At 71.5% G+C, this 15,595-nt stretch carries 15 protein-coding genes; 8 read left to right on the forward strand and 7 right to left on the reverse strand.

Features of this window, described 5'->3' with window-relative positions; translation table 11 throughout:
• Positions 1-75 precede the first annotated feature (75 nt).
• Positions 76-1,752 carry a heme biosynthesis HemY N-terminal domain-containing protein gene (locus tag ACLBWX_RS06185; RefSeq protein ID WP_447676196.1) on the forward strand — a complete coding sequence of 559 codons (1,677 nt, stop codon included), beginning with the start codon at positions 76-78 and terminating at the stop codon, positions 1,750-1,752.
• Positions 1,753-1,894: 142 nt separating this feature from the next.
• The gene (locus tag ACLBWX_RS06190; protein WP_447676197.1) at positions 1,895-3,019 is read left to right on the forward strand and encodes a DUF2336 domain-containing protein; all 1,125 of its coding nucleotides are present in this window, start codon (positions 1,895-1,897) and stop codon (positions 3,017-3,019) included.
• 33 nt (positions 3,020-3,052) lie between these two features.
• Here the strand turns inward: ACLBWX_RS06190 and ACLBWX_RS06195 are convergent, their stop codons facing one another.
• The 3 genes from ACLBWX_RS06195 to ACLBWX_RS06205 form a co-directional block, all read right to left on the reverse strand.
• Positions 3,053-3,394 (reverse strand): DUF1491 family protein, encoded by a 342-nt coding sequence (locus tag ACLBWX_RS06195; protein WP_447676198.1) that lies wholly within the window; start codon positions 3,392-3,394, stop codon positions 3,053-3,055.
• A gap of 31 nt (positions 3,395-3,425) precedes the next feature.
• On the reverse strand, positions 3,426-4,175 hold the full coding sequence (locus ACLBWX_RS06200) for a peptidoglycan-binding domain-containing protein (protein ID WP_447676199.1): 750 nt from the start codon (positions 4,173-4,175) through the stop codon (positions 3,426-3,428).
• An 89-nt stretch (positions 4,176-4,264) separates the two neighbouring features.
• Entirely contained in the window at positions 4,265-6,205 is a 1,941-nt protein-coding gene (locus ACLBWX_RS06205) for an ATP-binding protein (RefSeq protein WP_447676200.1), read from the reverse strand.
• A 321-nt stretch (positions 6,206-6,526) separates the two neighbouring features.
• On the opposite strand from ACLBWX_RS06205, the gene ACLBWX_RS06210 reads away from it, so the two are divergent.
• Genes ACLBWX_RS06210 through ACLBWX_RS06220 form a run of 3 tightly spaced genes read left to right on the forward strand, consistent with a single transcriptional unit; the run spans position 6,527 to position 8,056 of the window.
• Entirely contained in the window at positions 6,527-6,850 is a 324-nt protein-coding gene (locus tag ACLBWX_RS06210; RefSeq protein ID WP_447676201.1) for a hypothetical protein, read from the forward strand.
• A gap of 40 nt (positions 6,851-6,890) precedes the next feature.
• On the forward strand, positions 6,891-7,937 hold the full coding sequence (gene cydB / locus ACLBWX_RS06215) for a cytochrome d ubiquinol oxidase subunit II (RefSeq protein ID WP_447676202.1): 1,047 nt from the start codon (positions 6,891-6,893) through the stop codon (positions 7,935-7,937).
• Positions 7,934-8,056: a hypothetical protein gene (locus ACLBWX_RS06220; protein WP_447676203.1), complete on the forward strand. Its 123-nt coding sequence runs from the start codon at positions 7,934-7,936 to the stop codon at positions 8,054-8,056. The genes cydB and ACLBWX_RS06220 overlap by 4 nt, the downstream gene beginning before the upstream one ends.
• Positions 8,057-8,135: 79 nt before the next feature.
• On the opposite strand, the gene dgcA is transcribed toward ACLBWX_RS06220, so the two are convergent.
• On the reverse strand, positions 8,136-9,122 hold the full coding sequence (gene dgcA, locus ACLBWX_RS06225) for an N-acetyl-D-Glu racemase DgcA (protein WP_447676204.1): 987 nt from the start codon (positions 9,120-9,122) through the stop codon (positions 8,136-8,138).
• Positions 9,119-10,165 carry an N-acetyltransferase DgcN gene (dgcN, locus tag ACLBWX_RS06230; RefSeq protein WP_447676205.1) on the reverse strand — a complete coding sequence of 349 codons (1,047 nt, stop codon included), beginning with the start codon at positions 10,163-10,165 and terminating at the stop codon, positions 9,119-9,121. Before dgcN ends, dgcA begins: the two co-directional genes overlap by 4 nt.
• 186 nt (positions 10,166-10,351) lie before the next feature.
• Between dgcN and maiA the strand changes: the two genes are divergently transcribed.
• From maiA to ACLBWX_RS06245, 3 genes are all read left to right on the forward strand, one after another.
• On the forward strand, positions 10,352-10,996 hold the full coding sequence (maiA, locus tag ACLBWX_RS06235; RefSeq protein WP_447676206.1) for a maleylacetoacetate isomerase: 645 nt from the start codon (positions 10,352-10,354) through the stop codon (positions 10,994-10,996).
• Positions 10,997-11,101: 105 nt separating this feature from the next.
• Entirely contained in the window at positions 11,102-12,433 is a 1,332-nt protein-coding gene (locus ACLBWX_RS06240; RefSeq protein ID WP_447676207.1) for an NAD(P)/FAD-dependent oxidoreductase, read from the forward strand.
• Between the two features lie 22 nt (positions 12,434-12,455).
• Positions 12,456-12,824: a hypothetical protein gene (locus tag ACLBWX_RS06245; protein ID WP_447676208.1), complete on the forward strand. Its 369-nt coding sequence runs from the start codon at positions 12,456-12,458 to the stop codon at positions 12,822-12,824.
• A gap of 24 nt (positions 12,825-12,848) precedes the next feature.
• Here the strand turns inward: ACLBWX_RS06245 and ACLBWX_RS06250 are convergent, their stop codons facing one another.
• The gene (locus ACLBWX_RS06250) at positions 12,849-14,108 is read right to left on the reverse strand and encodes an O-antigen ligase family protein (protein WP_447676209.1); all 1,260 of its coding nucleotides are present in this window, start codon (positions 14,106-14,108) and stop codon (positions 12,849-12,851) included.
• A gap of 109 nt (positions 14,109-14,217) precedes the next feature.
• Positions 14,218-15,579, reverse strand: a complete 1,362-nt coding sequence (gene murD, locus ACLBWX_RS06255; RefSeq protein ID WP_447676311.1) for a UDP-N-acetylmuramoyl-L-alanine--D-glutamate ligase — start codon at positions 15,577-15,579, stop codon at positions 14,218-14,220.
• Positions 15,580-15,595: the final 16 nt, after the last annotated feature.

The raw sequence follows: 15,595 nt of genomic DNA on the forward strand, positions 1-15,595 counted from the left end.
AGCGCCGAGTGCTTCCGCCCCCGACTCTCGGTGTCGCCGGACCGGCCGACGCCACTCCCAGGAGTTTCTGATCTCATGTGGCGCGCCCTCGCCTTCCTGGCCCTCCTCGCGGTCGCCGCCTACGGCGCGACCTGGGTCGCCGACCATCCCGGCACCGTCACCATCGTGTGGAACGGCTACGAGGTGGCCACCAGCCTCGCCATCGGGCTGATCGGCGTCCTGATCGCCGCCATTCTGATCGGCTTCGTCTGGGCCATCGTGCGGGGCTTCATCACCCTGCCGGAGACCCTGGTGCGCGGCTCGCGCGACCGGCGCCGGGCCAAGGGCTTCTCCGCCCTGTCCCGCGGGATGGTCGCGGTCGGGTCCGGCGACCCCCTCGCCGCCCGCCGCCATGCCAACGATGCCGAGCGCCTGCTCGGCGCCGAGCCGTTGACGCTGCTGCTCAAGGCCCAGGCCGCACAGATCTCCGGCGACCGCGAGGCGGCCGAGCAGGCCTTCCAGCGCATGGTCAACGACCCCGAGACCCGCGTGCTCGGCCTGCGCGGCCTGTTCGTCGAGGCCCGCCGTCGCGAGGACGACGCTTCCGCCCGCGCCTATGCGGCCGAGGCCGCCCGCCTGGCGCCGAGCGTCACCTGGGCCAACGAGGCCGTCCTCGAGGCCCAGTGCGCCGACGGCGACTGGAGCGGCGCCAACGAGACCGTGGAGCGGCGCGCCTCCCTCGGCCTCATCGACAAGTCCTTGGCCCGGCGCCAGCGCGCCGTCCTGCTCACCGCCGCCGCGCAGGAGCGCGAGGCCGGCGAGCCGGAGGCGGCCACCGAGCGCGTCCTCAAGGCCGTCAAGCTCGCGCCCGACCTCGTTCCGGCGGCGGTGCTCGCCGCGCGCCTCATGGTGCGCCGCGGCGACCTGCGGAAGGGCGCCAAGATCATCGAGGCCGCCTGGCGCGCCGGGCCGCATCCCGATCTGGCCAAGACCTACCTGAACCTGCGCACCGGCGATTCCGTGCGTGACCGCATGGCCCGGGCCGAGACCCTGGCCAAGATCTCGTCCTGGCATCCGGAGGCGCGCCTCGCCATGGCGCAGGCGGCCTACGAGGCGCGCGAGTTCGGCCAGGCCCGCGAGGCACTGGCACCGCTCCTCGCCGACCGCCCAACGGTCCGCGCCTGCCTGACCATGGCGCGCATCGAGGAGGCCGAGCACGGCGCGGGCTCGGGCCGCGCCCGCGAGTGGCTGTCGCGGGCCGCCCACGCGCCGCGTGACCCGCTCTGGGTTGCCGACGGCATCGCCTCCGAGTATTGGGCGCCGGTTTCCCCGGTGAGCGGCCGCCTCGACGCGTTCGTATGGAAGACCCCGACCGAACTCATCGCCGGTCCCGAGGAGGCCCAAGCCGAGGACGAGACGGCGCCGGAGGGTGTGCTCCCGGCCCCGATGGCACCGTCCGCACCGCCCCCCGTCGCCATGCCGAAGATGGACACGTCGACCGGGACCAAGGCCACCACGGTTCTGTTTCCGTCCGGCGGCAATGGCACAGGATCCAGGGACACGGCAATCAAGGACACGGCACTCAAGGACACGGCTCATGCGGGCACGGCTCCGGTGGCCGCCGGGATGGCCGCGGCAGCGGCGAGCCCCGTCTCGACGCCGGTCTCCGGACCGGCCGCGGCGTCCGGCCCGATGGCCGCCAATGCCCCGACCCCGGTGGTCTTCCCCCCGCCGAAAACCGGCGAGGACGCCAAGCCCCGCCGCGCGGGCTGAAGGCAGTCGGTGAAGCCATCGCGCTCGCGGTCATGATCGGCATGGCGCAAGCAGGGACGGTCCGGGCGGACCGTCCTTAAAGGTCGGTTCACGCAATTCCGCTAATCCTTGTGATCAGCGAGTTCTGCGTAACCGAAGTGCCATGTCCCCATCATTCGACGATGCGCCGGACCTCTCCGGCCTGATCGAATTGTCGCGTCTCGACAATCTCGATCTGAAACCCGTGATCCTCCGGGTGCAGACGGATCTCTTCCTCTCGGCCACGGTCCGGGACCGCAAGACCGTGGCGGCCTTCGCGTCCCTGGCCGGCGGACTGATCCCGATCGTCGACGACGAGACCGCCGAGATCGTCGCGCGCAAGCTCGCGCCCTTCCCCGACACGCCGCCCGCCCTGCTGGCCGCCCTGGTGGAACGCGGAGGCGGCGCCCGGGACGCCGTGATCGCGCAGGCGCCGATCCTCACCCAGGCCATGATCCAGGCGGCCCTCACGGAGGATTCCGAGCTCGGCCCCGCCATCGCCAGCCGGCACGATCTCAGCCGCTCCACCCTCGCGGACCTCGTCGCGCGCGAGGACGCCACCATCGACCGGTCGCTCGCCGCCAACCCCGCCGTCAACCTTCAGGGCGAGATGCTGGCGCGCCTCGTCGCCCGCGCGCGGAAGACGCCCGATCTCGCCCGCACGCTCCTCGCCCGCCAGGACCTGGCCCATTCGGATGTGGCGCCGCTCTTCCTCCTGGCCGACGAGGCCCGTCGCGAGGCCATCGGCCATGCGATGATGGCGACGGCGGCCTTGCGGCCGAGCCCGCCCGCGCCGCGCGAGGCCGGAGCGGTGCTCACCGGGTTCTCGGCCCGGGGCGATGTCGCCGGCTTCGTGGCCGCGCTGACCGAGATGCTCGGCCTGCCCAAGGGGTTCCTCGCCGCGACGCCCGATCCGTCCCTGCGCTACGAACTGCTCACCGTCGCCCTGCGCGCCGCCGCCCTGCACGAGGAGGAGGCGGTCTACATCTACCTGACCCTGAACGAGTCCGTCGCCCGCTCGGTCGACCGGGTCTTCGATCTGGTCAAGCTGTTCCGGACCCTGCCGCGGGCCGCCGCGCGCGATCTCCTGGCGGCGATTCTCGACTGGACCCCGCAGGACCGCGCCGGCGCCACGGCCCACCAGCCCTACCACGCCCCCGATGCGCAGCGTCCGCGGGCGCTGGCTTCGACGACCGAGCGCCCGCCCCTGCGGACGCCCCTGCCGAGCCGGCAGCGCCAGACCCACTGAACGCGGAATCGGCCGGCAACCGGCCGGGCTGGTCTACTCGGCGAGGTCGAGGCGATGGCGCCCGGCGCGGTCGTCGATCTCGACGATCCAGAGATCGTCGTCGAAGCGCAGTTCCTTGCCGAGGCGGATCTCCACGTCGGCGGGCGATGCCTCGCTCAGGAGGGCGACGAAGCGGCGGTCGCCGTCGCCTTCGGAATCGACGAGGGATTGCGGGGCCGGCCCATAGAGGTCGGCGCTGCCGTCGAGGCGATCCACCTTCACGAAGATCGCCCCGGCCTCGGGGGAGCCGCGCCGGCGCTGGACCGCGGCGATGCCCTCGATGTCGAGGCGGCGAAGGTAGGCGGAGACCCAGAAATCCGAGCGCAGGCGTGCCATGCGCGGGTCTATAGCACGCCGCCCTGGCGGATCAGCCCCGCGTCACCCCTGCCCGGGTCGCGAGTTCGCGGAAGGTCCGCTGCGACGGCTCGCCCTTCACCGGCAGCTTGCGGTCCCGCTCGAACTTCTCGATCGCCGCCCGGGTGCTCGCGCCCATCAGGCCATCGGCTTTCAGCGGACCGTAACCGAGCTTGACCAGGGCGCGCTGGGCCTGGGCGATCGACAATCCGCCGAGGCTCGCGACCGAGGCCGTGGTCTCGACGCCCGCCGACTCGCCGGACCGGATGATCTCGCCGATGCCGTCCCGCGGAGACTTGGCCGCGCCCTCGGGTTTCGCCGGCTCCTCCCTGGCCCCGGACTTGGTCGCCTCGGACTTGGTCGCCCCGGACTTGGTCGCCTCGGACTTGGTCGCCTCGGATTTGGCGACCTCCGACTTGGTCGCCTCTACCTTGGCGACGGCCGGCGCCGCCGCCTTCGGCCCTTCCGCCGCGCGGGCGACCGTCGCCTTCGGCGGAAGCTTCGGGAAGATCGGCGCGGGGTGTCGGCCCATCTGATAGCCGAGCGCGTTCAGGCAGATCATCGAGACGGCGCCGAGGACGGCGGCGACCCCGAGCACCTCGCCCGGATGGCGCAGGACGGCGCGGCCGGCGCCCCCCGCCAGCGCGCTCAGTCCCGCCAGGCGGCCGGGGGCCGGGCGGCGCCGGGCAACGGGCCGGGCCTCGCGGGTGCGGGTGGGAACCACGATCTCTCGCTGGTCGCGGCGTGCGTGCGGCTCGCGCATCGGATCTCCTCAGGGCTGGTCGCAACGGCGTCCGGGCCCCGCGCGATGCGAGGCCCGGACCGCCCGGTGCCGGCAGGATTCCGGCGCGCTCATCCGGCGCGCCGCAGGGGGACGTAGCTCTCGCGCACCGGCTCGGGGCTCGATTCGAACAGGCCCATCGGCCGGCGCATCGGCACCGGTCCGTCCTTGGCGGCGGCGACGAGGCTGCCGCCGGCGATCGGCGAGCGCAGGCGGGTGCGGATGGTCGCCGCCGGGATGGCACCGGTGGTGACCCGGCACTCGCGCGGGAGCGTGACGGTGATCGTGGTGCCCTCGCCGCGGGTGCTCTCGATGAGGATGGCACCGCCATGCAGGCCGACGAGGCCCTGCACCACCGAGAGACCGAGGCCGGTCCCCTCGTGGGTGCGCTCGTAGCCGCCGGCACATTGGTAGAAGGGGCTGCCGACGCGGGGCAGGTCGGCCTCGCTGATGCCGATGCCCGTATCGGCCACGATGAGGTCGAGGTGCTTGCCCGAGCCGCGCAGGCCGACCTCCACCCGCCCGCCGCGCGGGGTGAACTTCACCGCGTTCGACAGGAGGTTGATGAACATCTGCCGGCAGGCGCGCATGTCCGCGGTGATCTCCACCGGCGCGGCGCCGGCGTCGCGCACCAGGGTGATGCCGGCCTGGTCGAACTTAAGCTGCATGAGGTTGCAGCAGGTCTGGACCAGGGCCGAGAGGTCGAAGGGCTCCGGGGCGTAGTCGAAATGGCCGCTCTGGATCCGCGACATATCGAGGAGCGTGTTCACCACGTCCAGCAGGTGCTGGCCGGAATTGCGGATGATGCCGGCGTATTCGCGGGTGCGCTCGGGGTCGGCGGCGATGCCGCCCTCCCCCGACAGCACCTCGGAGAAGCCGATGATCGCGTTCAGCGGCGTGCGCAGCTCGTGGCTGACATTGGCGAGGAAGCGGCTCTTCACCTCGTCGGCGCGCTCGGCCTCGGCGCGGGCCTGCTCCAGCTCCTCCGCGTGGCGGCGGTGCTCGGTCACGTCGCGGGTCACCGCGACGACGCTCGACTGCAGGCGGCCGGGCACGGCCGTCTCCGCCGCCTGCTCGTCGATCCGGTGGATGCGCATCTCGGCGAAGATCACCCGGGCCGCGCCTTCGGCGCGGGCGGCCGCGAAGTCGAGATGCAGGCGGAACTGCACCCGCGCCGGGCGGCCATGGGCGGCGACGTCGCTCAGCGCCTGGAGGAGAAGGGGACGGTCGCCGACATGGACCCGTTCGAGCAGGCCGTGGCCGTGCAGGGCCGTCGGCTCGGCGCCGAGGAAGCGGCTGGCCGAGGCGCTGGCCTCGAGGACGCGGCCGTTGTGGTCGTGCCACGTCACGAGATCGTCGATCGCCGAGAGCAGCATGCGGTCGCGGCGCTCGTTGTCGCGCAGGCGGGCGAGCCAGCGGCCCTCGTGCCGGAAATGTTCGAGGGCCTGGGCCGCGATGTGCCCGATCGCCGTGATCGCGAAGACCGGCATCGCCAGGGCCCGCGACCATTCCGGCAGGGGCGTGCCCTCGGCGAGGGGGGGCAGCAGGGCCACGGCCAGCGCGCCCAGAGCCGCGACGACGGCGGCGGCCAGGGTGGCGCGCCGCGAGCCCGAGACCACGGCCTCCAGGGGAATCGCCACCAGCCAGATCGCGGCGGCGGAGTTGGCGCCTCCGGTCATCATCGCGAGGCAGACCACCACGCCGGTGAGGCCGGCCGAGGAGATGGCGTGGGCGAGCCAGAGAATACCGGTGCGGGAAAGGAGGACGGCGGCGAAGACCGGCAGCATCAGGCTGGCGATCGCCACGGCCTCGACGCCCGTCGGCACCCCGCGCAGAACGAGGTAGGGCGGCAGGCCCAGCATCATCATCAGGCCGGTGGCGAGGCGGGAGACCAGGAAGCGCTCGTGCCGGAAGCGCACGCCGCCATCCTCTTTCACCGACTCATGGACGAGCCCGGCGAGGCGGACGTCGATGAGGGAAGCCAGGGCACCGTAGATACGCAATACCGACACGCACAGCGCGGACTCTGACCCGAAGGCCACCCCGACGCCCCTTGGCTCGACGAACACTCGACTGAGGCGAACTTCGCAGAGCCGACTTAAGCGAGTCTTGCGCTAGACAGTCCGATTGTCTCCGCATGCTTTCCGGGACGTAACCGTGACCGGTCACCGAGACAGACCTTTTCGGGGCATGACACGAAAAAGCCTGGAAGAGCATCGCGCTAAGCTTGTGTTCACCATTCCGGCGCTTTGCGGGCGGCGGGTCAGGCGGTCTTTAACCGGTCGGCCGCGACGGTCGGCACGCCCCCGCCGGGGCGCGTCCGGGCCAGACCCATGTCATTCCTCATCCGTGCCGGCCTGGTGATCGGCGCCCTGTCCTGGCTGGCGCTCCAGCGCCAGGGCGAGACCCTGACCCCGGGTCCGGCCGGCGCCGGCGCGGCCGCGGCGGCCTGGGACGCCCTGCCCGCCGCGATGCGCGACGCGGCCTTGCGCGAGGGCGCCGCCGAGATCGGCCGGCGGGCTGGTCAGGCGGTCGCCCCCGTTTCGGTTTCCCGTGACACGCTGACGGAGAGCGACCGGAAAGTTCCCTGGCGGGGCGCGCAAAGCCACGCCGAACGCGCTAGGCTCGCCGAGCGCGGGGAACGCTCGTCCCCGTGACGCGGTAGGCGATTCGCGACGCGGACGAGGGACGTAGCGGATGTTCGGCTTCGGAATGGAATACGAGGGCGCGGCCTTCTGGCTCCCGCTCGTCTGGGCCGCGCTGCTCGCGGTCGCGGTGGCGATGTACGTCGTCATCGACGGATTCGACCTCGGCGTCGGGATCCTGTTCACGTCGGCGCGGAAGGGCAACTGGCGCGACCGCATGATGCTCTCGGTCGCCCCGATCTGGGACGGCAACGAGACCTGGCTGGTGCTGGGCGGCGGCGGCCTGTTCGCGGTGTTCAGCGTCGCCTACGCCATCCTGCTGCCGGCGCTCTACATCCCGATCATCCTGATGCTGATCGCCCTGATCTTCCGCGGCGTCGCCTTCGAGTTCCGATTCAAGGCCGACCGCTCGCAGTTCGTCTGGGACAACGCCTTCCATTACGGCTCCCTGGTGGCGACCTTCGCGCAAGGGATGGTGCTCGGGGCCTTCGTCCAGGGCTTCAAGGTCGAGGGCCGCGGCTTCGCCGGCGGCACCATGGACTGGCTCACACCCTTCAGCGTCCTGACCGGAATCGGCCTCGTCTGCGGCTACGGCCTTCTCGGCGCGACCTGGTGCGTGATGAAGACCTCGGGCGAGCTCGAGATCTGGGCCAGGCGCAAGAGCCTGCAGTTCCTGGCCGCCACCATCGTGTCGATGGCCGTGGTGAGCGCCTGGGTGCCGTTCCTCGGCCTCGACATCCAGTGGCGCTGGATCTCCTGGCCGAACATCCTCTACGTCGCGCCGGTGCCGGTGGTGACGGCCCTCGTCGCCTGGGGCATCTACCAGGGCATCCGCAACGGTCGCCACGTGGCGCCGTTCCTGCTCACCATCGCGCTGTTCCTGCTGGGCTTCCTCGGGCTGGCCATCAGCCTGTTCCCCTACATCGTGCCGCCGCACTACACGATCTGGCAGGCGGCCAACGCGGTCAGCGCCCTCCAATTCGCCCTCGTCGGCTACTCGGTGGTGATGCCCCTGACCCTCGCCTATACCGGCTACGCCTACTGGGTCTTCCGGGGTAAGGTGGCGGAGGACATCGAATCCGGGGGCTACGGGCATTGAGCGGGCGATCGTCCGGCGCCAAGGGCCGCCGGCTGCTCTGGTTCGTCGCGTTCTATGCCGCCAGCCTCGTGACCTTCACGGCGCTGGTCTACTTCCTGCGCGCCATCGTGAAGGGGTGATCGGCTCTCCGGTTGCCCGCGAAGGCGCAGCGCGGACCGCCCAGTCCAAGAGGCGTGGGATGGTGTGAGGCCTGTGACCTCACCCCCACAATTCGGGCTCGGGCGGGTAGATCAGGCTTCCCTCGAAGCGCAGGGCCGGCTCCCGGTCGCGGGCGAGCAGCAGCGGACCGTCGAGGTCGACGTACTCGGCGTGGTGGGCGAGCAGCATGGCGGGCGCCATGGCGAGGGAAGTGCCGACCATGCAGCCGATCATCAGGGAGAAGCCGCGTGCCCGCGCCTCGTGGGCCAGCATCACCGCTTCGGTCAGGCCGCCGGCCTTGTCGAGCTTGATGTTGATGGCGTCGTAGCGCCGGCTGAGGGCGTCGAGGCCGGCGCGGTCGTGGAGGCTCTCGTCGGCGCAGATCGGGATCGGCCGGCCGATCTCGGCGAGGAGCGCGTCCTCCCCGGCGGGCAGGGGCTGCTCGATCAGCCGGACGTCGGCGGCGACGCAGGCCGCGAGGTTGGCCTCGATCGTGTCCGCCGCCCAAGCCTCGTTGGCATCCACGATCAGGCGCGAATCGGGCGCGCCGCGCCGCACGGCGGCGATCCGCTCGGGGTCGCCGGCACCGCCGAGCTTCACCTTGAGCAGCGGCCGGTGGGCGGCCTTGCGCGCGGCCTCCTCCATGCTCTCCGGAGCGCCGAGGCTGAGGGTATAGGCGGTGGTGGCCATCTGCGGCGCGGACAGGCCGGCGATGGCGAAGGCGGGGCGCCCGAGCTGCTTGGCCTCCAGGTCGAACAGGGCGCAGTCGAGGGCGTTGCGCGCGGCCCCCGCCTTCATCCCGACCTGCAGGTCGGCCCGGGTCGCCCCCACGGCGATCGCCTCGGCATGATCCTGGATCAGCGCGACGACGCTCTCCACGGTCTCGCCGTAGCGGGCATAGGGCACGCACTCGCCGCGCCCGGCCCGACCCTCCGCGTCGGTGACGGTGGCGACGACCACCACCGCCTCGGTGCGGCTGCCCCGCGCGATGGTGAAGGCGCCCGCGATGGGGAAGCGCTCGACCGCGACGTCGAGGCGACGGGTCACGCGCTCGCCCCCGTGATCGCGAGGGAAGCCTCGGCGGGCGGAAATTCGGCGACGATCCGGTCGACGATCCCCGCGACGCCGAAGCGGACCGGATCGGTGGCCGGCAGGTCGTGCTCGCGGGCGAGGTCGGACAGGAGCGCCCGGGCCGCCCCCTCCTCCAGGTCCTGGGTGTTGACGGCGATGCCCACCGGACGGATGTCCGGGTTGGTCAGGCGTCCGAGCTGGACCGTGAGATCGATCACCTCCCGGATGGTCGGCAGCGGGTGCTGGACGCCGCGCATGGTCGTCCGGGTCGGCTCGTGGCAGACCACGAAGGCATCGGCCTGCGCCCCGTGCAGCAGCCCGAGGCTGACGCCGGCGAAGGAGGGGTGGAACAGCGAGCCCTGGCCCTCGAGGAGGTCCCAGTGGTCCGGCGCCGCCGCGGGCGCGATCCACTCGACGGCGCCGGAGATGAAGTCGGCCACGACCGCGTCGATGGCGACGCCGCGCCCCGAGATGAAGACGCCGGTCTGGCCGGTGGCGCGGAAATCCGCGTCGAGCCCGCGCTCGCGCATGCCGCGCTCCAGGGCGAGCACGGTGTACTTCTTGCCGACCGAGCAGTCGGTGCCGACGCTGAGCAGGCGGCGGCCGGGCCGCCGGGTGCCCTTGCCGGTGGCGAAGGTCTCGGCTGTGTGCCGCACGTCGTGCAGCTGCCGGCCGTTGCGCTCGGCGGCCTCGGCGATCGCCGGCACCGCCCCGAGGCGGGCATGCAGCCCGCTGGCGATGTCGAGTCCCGCCTCCAGCGCCGAAACGACCTCGGCGATCCAGTGCTCCGGCAGGACGCCGCCGGCATTGGCGACGCCGATCACCAGGGTGCGGCAGCCCTTCGCGACGGCCTCGGCCAGGGTGAGGTCCGGAATCCCGAGATCCGCGGCGCAGCCCGGCAGCCGCAGCTGGCCGACGCACCACTCGGGACGCCAGTCCTTGATGCCGTAGGCCGTCTTGGCGGCGAGGCGATCGGGCACGTCGCCGAGGAACATCAGGTAGGGCGTGTCGATCTGCATCGCGTCACTCATCGGCCGAGGATGGACCCCTCGCCTTCTCCTATGCGCGATGATCACGGCGCTGCCAAATCGTGCAATCCGCCGGCATTCGCCGGCAGAACGGGCTTGCGGGCCGGCGCGATGTCGGGTGTGGTCGCCGGACGATAAGAGACGGATAAGATTCCGCGAAGAGGAAACGTTGCGCGCATGAAGATGTACGGCAATTGGCGCTCGGCCGCGGCCTTCCGTGTCCGGGTCGCGCTCAATCTCAAGGGCATCGCCTACGAGGAAGTCTTCCTCGACCTCGATGCCGGCGAGCAGTTCAAGCCGGAATTCCTCGCGATCAATCCGCAGGGCGCGGTGCCGGCCTTCTTCGATGGCGAGGATCCGCCGCTGATCCAGTCGCTGGCGATCCTCGACTATCTCGAGGACGTCCATCCGGCCACGCCGCTGCTGCCGAGCCAGCCCCGCGAGCGCGCCCGCGCCCGCTCCCTGGCCCAGGTCGTGGCCTGCGACACACACCCGCTCTACGTGCCGCGGGTGCGCAACTTCCTGATGGAGACCTACGACCTGCCGCGCGAGCGCATGCTCGGCTTCGTGCGCCACTGGATGGCGACCGGTCTGCAGACCCTGGAGACCCGCCTCACCCGCGAGCCCGGCACCGGGCGCTACGCGCAAGGGGACGCCGTCAGCCACGCCGATCTCTGCCTCGTCAGCCTCTGGGTCGGCACCGGCATCTTCGGCGTCGACACCGCGCCGTTCCCGACCGTGCGCCGGATCGCCGAGGATTGCCTCGCCCAGGACGCCTTCGCCCGGGCGCATCCCCTGCGCCAGCCGGGCGCACCGGCGTAACGGGAATAGCGGTCGGTTTGTAATCCTTTTAAGCTCCAACGCGGGATGAACATGCGTCGCCCGTCGTGGGGGCACGCAGCCGCGGCACACGAGGACGTCAGAGACATGGTACCGGGCGAAACCGAGGACACCTTACACCGCATCGTGGTCGTTGGCGGCGGCGCGGCGGGCCTGCAGCTCGCCACGAAGCTGGGCGACAAGCTCGGTCGCACGCAGAAGGCCCACGTCACCCTGGTCGACCGGGCGCGGACCCACATCTGGAAGCCGCTGCTGCACGAGGTCGCCGCCGGCAGCCTCGATGTCGGGCACCACGCGGTCGACTACCTGCACCATGCCCACCGGCACCATTTCCGCTACCGAATCGGCGAGATGACCGGCCTCGACCGGTCCAAGCGCGTGATTCACCTCGCGGCCAGCCACGACACCGAGGGGCGCGAGGTCACGCCCGTGCGCGAGATCCCCTACGACACGCTGGTGATGGCGGTGGGTTCCACCACCAATGATTTCGGCACGCCCGGCGTGAAGGAGAACGCCATCGCCCTCGACACCCAGGGCCAGGCGGTGCGCTTCCACCAGCGCCTGATCAACGGCATGCTGCGCGCCCACACCCAGCCGGGTCCGGTGCGCCCGGGCCAGCTCCACGTCACGGTGATCGGCGCCGGCGCGACCGGCACCGAGCTCGCCGCCGAGCTCCACCGGACCACCCGCGACGTGGCCGCCACCGGCCTCGACCGCATCGACCCGGCGAAAGACCTCAAGATCACCCTGGTCGAGGCGGCGAGCCGCATCCTGCCGGCGGTGCCGGAGCGGATGTCCCGGGACGTCATGGTGCTGCTCGACAAGATCGGCGTCGAGGTCCGCACCGGAGCGCGGGTGACGGAGGTCCGGCCCGACGGCGTCCAGCTCGCCGACGGCGGCTTCATCCCCTCCGAACTCGTGGTCTGGGCGGCCGGCGTGAAGGCGCCGCCCTTCCTCCACGAGATCGGCGGCCTCGAGACCACGCGCAACAACCAGCTCGTGGTGACGCCGACCCTGCAGACCACCCGCGACCCGGACATCTTCGCGATGGGCGACTGCGCCTACCTGGTCGAGAAGGGCTCCGACACCCCGATCCCGCCCCGCGCCCAGGCCGCGCACCAGCAGGCCTCGCACCTCATCAAGATCATCCCCGACAAGATGGCCGGCAAGCCGTTGAAGGCCTTCAAGTACCGCGACTTCGGCTCGCTGGTCTCGTTGGGCGAATACTCCACCGTCGGCAGCCTGATGGGATTCATCAAGGGCAAGAACATGTTCATCGCCGGGCTGTTCGCGCGGATGATGTACCGTTCGCTCTACAAGATGCACGAGCAGGCGCTGCACGGCACGGTGAAGACCACCCTCGACGCGGTCGCCCGCGCGCTGACCCGGCGGACCGAGTCGCGCGTGAAGCTGCACTGAGCACAACCGGGAACCGATCGGCATGTTTCTCGACATCGTAAAGGCCGTGCAGCAGCGCAATCCGGCGCTCGGCTCCTACGTCCTCGTCCTGCGCGGCGATTCGCGGGCGCGCGACGCGGCCGATCCGAGCCGCCTCTCGCCCGAGGCCGCGGCCTGGCTCGCCGAGCATGCGCCGGGGGCCAAACTGTCGGAGGAGAAGGTCCTGCTGTCGCCCTATCCCGGCGGCATGCCGGCGGACCGGGCCGTCACCGTCCTGGCCTTCGCGGATGCCCGCCATCTGGCAGCCTTCGCCACGGCCTGGACGGCCGATCCGGAGCCGGAAGACCTTCAGCCGGAGGACCCCGCGCCGGAAGACCCCGAGTCGGGAGACCCCGAGCCGGAGGCGGCCTGAGATCCTCTCCGGCCCGGCGCAGCGTCAGGCCCGGTCCCCGGCCGTCAGCCAGCGCAGCCGTGCCGCCTCCAGGCCCCAGATCATGCCCAGCATCATGTAGACGTGGCGCCACTTCTCGATGTCGATCTGGAAGGCCTGCAGGAAGAACATCAGCAGGGCCGGGAAGACGATCTGGGCGTGCCGGCGATAGGGCGTATCGCGGCGCATCAGGCGGAAGCCGACGACGCTCGTCGTCAGGACGAGGCCGATGAAGGTGACGCCGGCGAGCCAGCCGCCATTGGCGAAGCTGCCGATGAAGGTGTTGTGCGGCTCCAGGGCGAAGATCAGGCGCCAGCGCAGGGGACCCATCCCGAAGGGCTCGTCGACCAGCATGCCGAGGCCCCGCATCTGGTTGCCGAAGCGGCCGTTCTCGCCGGTGTCGTAGTCCTGCGTGACCGCGGCGCGCTTGGAGAACATCTCCGCGGTGTCGCCGATCGACAGCAGGCCGACGATGGCGACCGCGGTGGCGACGACCGCGAGCACCGTCAGGGTGACGATGCGTCGGCGCAGGCGCGCCGAGGGCGTCGTGGCGTAGACGCTGGCGACCATCACGAAGACGGCGATCAGCGTGCCCGCCCAGGAGCCGCGCGAGAACGAGAGGAAGATGCCCGCCACGATCACCATCAGGATCGCGGAGGCGAAGATCGGCCGCCGGCTCGTGCCGAGGAGCAGGCCGTGCATGAGGTAGAGGGCGCCCAGCGTCAGGAACGAGCCGAAGACGTTCGGGTCCTGGAAGGTGCCCGAGGCGCGGCCGTACTTGTAGAACAGGTCTTCGGTGGGGATGAAGCCGAAATAGCCGAGGATGCCGAAGGCGCTCGACAGGAGGCAGCTCGCCACGAAGGTCTTGAGCGCGAGTTCCATCCGCGCCTGCGTGTCGTCGGAGAACAGCATCGCGAAGAACACGCCGGTGATCGCCAGGTAGGCGAGCTGGATCGTCCAGGTCACCGGCAGCGGCTGGTCGACATAGGGCAGCAGCGCCACCGTGATCGAACCGACGTAGAGGATCAGCAGCCAGAGCAGCGGCACCATGCCCCGGTACAGGCGCAGGCCGAGACAGAGCCAGAGCACGATGGTGGGGATCGCCACCACGTCGTAGGGCGAGGTGTCCGAGAAGGCGAAGCAGGCGAAGAAGATGAAGGCGACGAGGAGCAGCGTCGCGAAACGCCGGAGCACGTGCAGGACGGGGATCTGGGCCCAGGCGCCCGCCTGCCAGCGCGCGGCGCCGGGTGCCATCGTGAACGCCATGCACTCAACCCATCACCGCGCCGCCGACAGGGCGGGACCGCGCTACACGCCGTCGATGGGAGGCGAGAATGATTGAGAATTTGGATTGCGATTCGCGTGGCGCAGGGCGTCAGGGCAGCGCGCGCACCAGATTCCGGAATTGATCCCCACGATCCTCGAAGCTCCGGAACTGATCGTAGGAGGCGCAGGCCGGGGACAGCAGGACCACGGGCTCCTGCGCACCCGACGCGGCGGCCGCCTCGGCGGCCTTCGCGGTGGCGGCCGCGAGCGTCCCGCACGCCGTGTAGGGGACCCGGCCCTCGAGGGTGGCGGCGAAGGCCTCGCTCGCCGCGCCGATGAGGTAGGCGTGCGCCACGCGGCCGAAGAGCGGCGCCAGGGGCGCGATGCCGCCCTCCTTGGCCTTGCCGCCGAGGATCCAGTGGATGTCGTGGAAGGCGGTCAGCGCCTTCTCGGTGGAATCCGCGTTGGTGGCCTTCGAGTCGTTGACGAAGAGCACGCGCCCGCGCCGGCCGACCTCCTCCATGCGGTGAGGCAGCCCGGGGAAGCTGCGCAGGCCGGCGACGAGTTCGGCGTCGCCGATCCCCAGCGCCCGGACGCAGGCGGCGGCCACCGCCGCGTTCTGCCAGTTATGGGCGCCCCGCAGGGAGCCGATCCCGGACAGATCGACGATGGGCGTGCCGTCGACGTCGAACACCGTCCCGTCGCGGGCCGACGGGCCCTCGAAGCCCGCCTCCGGCGTCCCGACATGGATGCGCACGGTCGGCCCCGTCCGCGCGTCGGCGATGGCCCGGCTGCGTTCGTCGTCGACCCCGACGATGGCGCGGTCCGCGCCCGCCACCAGCCGTCCCTTGATCGCGGCGTAGTCGGCCAGCGTGCCGTGGCGGTCGAGGTGGTCGGGGGTGATGTTGAGGAGGATGCCGAGGCTCGGGTCGAGGCTCGGCGTCAGGTCGATCTGGAACGATGACAGCTCGATCACGTGGATCCGGCCCGGCGCGGGCGGCGCCAGGGACAGGATCGCGGTGCCGATGTTGCCGCCCATCTGCACGTCGCGGCCCGCCGAGGCCAGGATATGGGCGATCAGCGCCGTGGTGGTCGACTTCCCGTTGGTGCCCGTGATGGCGACGAAGGGCGCGCCCGGCGCCAGCGCGCGACGCTCGCGGCAGAACAGCTCGATGTCGCCGATCACCGGGATGCCGGCTTCTGCGGCCTTCTCCACGGTCCAGTGCGGGACCGGGTGCGTCAGGGGCACGCCGGGAGCGAGGACGAGGGCCGTGAACCCGGTCCAGTCGGCCTCGCGGAGGTCGAAGACGGTGATGCCCTGTTCGCGGGCGCGGCCGGTGCTCTCCGGGCTGTCGTCCCAGGCGAGCACGTCGGCGCCCCCGGCGATCAGGGCGCGGACGGTGGCGAGGCCGGAGCCGCCGAGGCCGAACAGGGCGACCTTCTGGCCGGCGAAGCTGGTGACGGGCGTCATGGGGCCGGGCGTCATG

Source organism: Methylobacterium sp. M6A4_1b (assembly GCF_053345175.1).

Coding starts and splice junctions, on each gene's coding strand:
- ACLBWX_RS06185 (WP_447676196.1), top strand. CDS start 76: ATGTGGCGCGCCCTCGCCTTCCTGGCCCTCCTCGCGGTCGCCGCCTAC.
- ACLBWX_RS06190 (WP_447676197.1), top strand. CDS start 1,895: ATGTCCCCATCATTCGACGATGCGCCGGACCTCTCCGGCCTGATCGAA.
- ACLBWX_RS06195 (WP_447676198.1), bottom strand. CDS start 3,394: ATGGCACGCCTGCGCTCGGATTTCTGGGTCTCCGCCTACCTTCGCCGC.
- ACLBWX_RS06200 (WP_447676199.1), bottom strand. CDS start 4,175: ATGCGCGAGCCGCACGCACGCCGCGACCAGCGAGAGATCGTGGTTCCC.
- ACLBWX_RS06210 (WP_447676201.1), top strand. CDS start 6,527: ATGTCATTCCTCATCCGTGCCGGCCTGGTGATCGGCGCCCTGTCCTGG.
- cydB (WP_447676202.1), top strand. CDS start 6,891: ATGTTCGGCTTCGGAATGGAATACGAGGGCGCGGCCTTCTGGCTCCCG.
- dgcN (WP_447676205.1), bottom strand. CDS start 10,165: ATGCAGATCGACACGCCCTACCTGATGTTCCTCGGCGACGTGCCCGAT.
- maiA (WP_447676206.1), top strand. CDS start 10,352: ATGAAGATGTACGGCAATTGGCGCTCGGCCGCGGCCTTCCGTGTCCGG.
- ACLBWX_RS06240 (WP_447676207.1), top strand. CDS start 11,102: ATGGTACCGGGCGAAACCGAGGACACCTTACACCGCATCGTGGTCGTT.
- ACLBWX_RS06245 (WP_447676208.1), top strand. CDS start 12,456: ATGTTTCTCGACATCGTAAAGGCCGTGCAGCAGCGCAATCCGGCGCTC.
- ACLBWX_RS06250 (WP_447676209.1), bottom strand. CDS start 14,108: ATGGCGTTCACGATGGCACCCGGCGCCGCGCGCTGGCAGGCGGGCGCC.
- murD (WP_447676311.1), bottom strand. CDS start 15,579: ATGACGCCCGTCACCAGCTTCGCCGGCCAGAAGGTCGCCCTGTTCGGC.